Annotated in this window: 1 protein-coding gene; it reads right to left on the bottom strand. The window is 39.7% G+C overall.

Annotated elements, in window-relative coordinates; all coding sequences use genetic code 11:
• Positions 1 to 107: 107 nt before the first annotated feature.
• A complete protein-coding gene (gene hisS / locus E1176_RS01275) occupies positions 108 to 1,469 on the bottom strand; it encodes a histidine--tRNA ligase (RefSeq protein WP_155208774.1) in 1,362 nt (453 codons plus the stop codon).
• Between the last annotated feature and the right edge of the window lie 135 nt (positions 1,470 to 1,604).

Below are 1,604 nucleotides of genomic sequence, written 5' to 3'. Positions count from 1 at the left end.
CTTCTGCAGATAATGACAAAATCACGGTTTTATCATTATCGATTATATCACAAATGCTGGTGAGATTAAGAGATTCGTCAGATATTTCGTGAATGCTTTTCATATGATCAGCTAAGCTTTTCTATGATTTGATCTACAGTTAATTTTTCTTCGGTACCGGTTTGCATATTGCGGAAGGTAAGGTTTTTTGAGGCCATTTCTTCCGAACCAATGATAATTGTATATGGTATATTCTTTTTATCGGCATAGGTAAACTGCTTTTTGATCTTCGCCTTGTCAGGATAAATCTCAGTTTTGATTCCTGATTTTCTCAATGCTGCGGCAACCCCCAATCCGAAATTTTGTGAAGGTGCATCAAAATGTATGATAAGCGCCTGAGTGCTTGTTAAAGATTCTTCAGGGAAAAGCCCAAGCTCCTCCAGTACATCATAAAGCCTGTCAACACCAAAAGAAAATCCTACACCAGACATATTTGGCATGCCAAATACACCCGTGAGGTTATCGTAACGACCACCACCGCTGATACTTCCGATTTTTACATTGTTCACCTGAATCTCAAATATAGCGCCTGTATAATAGGAAAGTCCTCTGGCGAGTGTGATGTCAAAATTTACTTTAGAAAGATCTCCTTCCATAGTTTTAGCCAGAGAAAATACAGCTTCAATTTCCTGTATACCCGCTAAGCCAGTTTCGCTTGTGGCTAATATGGTCTTTAGTTTTTCGATCTTCTCCTGAGTGTCACCCGTAATTTCGAGAATTGGCACTACTTTTTGTATGGAATCATCAGAGAGTCCTCTGTCGCTTAGCTCTTCAAGCACTTTCTCCAAGCCAATTTTGTCAAGCTTGTCTATGGCTACGCAAAAATCACTCTCTTTGCCGGGTGCACCGATGGCTTCTGTTATCCCGGTAAGCACTTTTCGATTATTGAGCTTTATGGTATAGTCACTAAGACCAAGTTTTCCCAGTGTGCTATTCATCATCATGATGATTTCAGCTTCACAGATGAGTGAGTCGGTGCCAATAACATCGGCATCACACTGAAAGAACTCACGATAACGACCTTTTTGAGGTCTATCAGCCCGCCAAACGGGCTGTATCTGGTATCTTTTGAAAGGAAGCGTAATGTCGTGTCGGTTCATCACAACGTACCGAGCGAATGGTACGGTGAGGTCGTACTTCAGGCCTTTTTCAGCGATTTTTGGCAATAGCTCTTTGGCTGATTTATCGATAGGCTTTTCTACTTTAGAGAGATAATCTCCCGAATTGAGTATTTTAAAAAGCAGCTGATCACCTTCATCTCCATATTTACCTGTAAGTACAGATAGATTTTCCATTGCGGGTGTTTCAAGTGGCATAAAGCCATATGTTTCAAAAACCCCTCTAATGGTGTTTAAGATATAATTTCTTTTAGCCATTTGCTGTGGCCCAAAATCTCTCGTTCCTTTTGGTAAACTTGGTTTGTCGCTCATGGCCGCAAAACTACAAAAAAGCCTACAAATGATTTAGGCCTTCTTTCTGAGGTTTAAATTTATGTTGTAAAAACATTATTGCTTTTAAATAAAATCACTTACCTTTGCAGCCTGTTTTTATAAAACAAAAGAGAC

Origin of the sequence: Fulvivirga aurantia, from assembly GCF_009711475.1 — a bacterium.
Classification (GTDB): domain Bacteria; phylum Bacteroidota; class Bacteroidia; order Cytophagales; family Cyclobacteriaceae; genus Fulvivirga; species Fulvivirga aurantia.
This window is presented reverse-complemented; position numbering and strand designations above follow the sequence as displayed.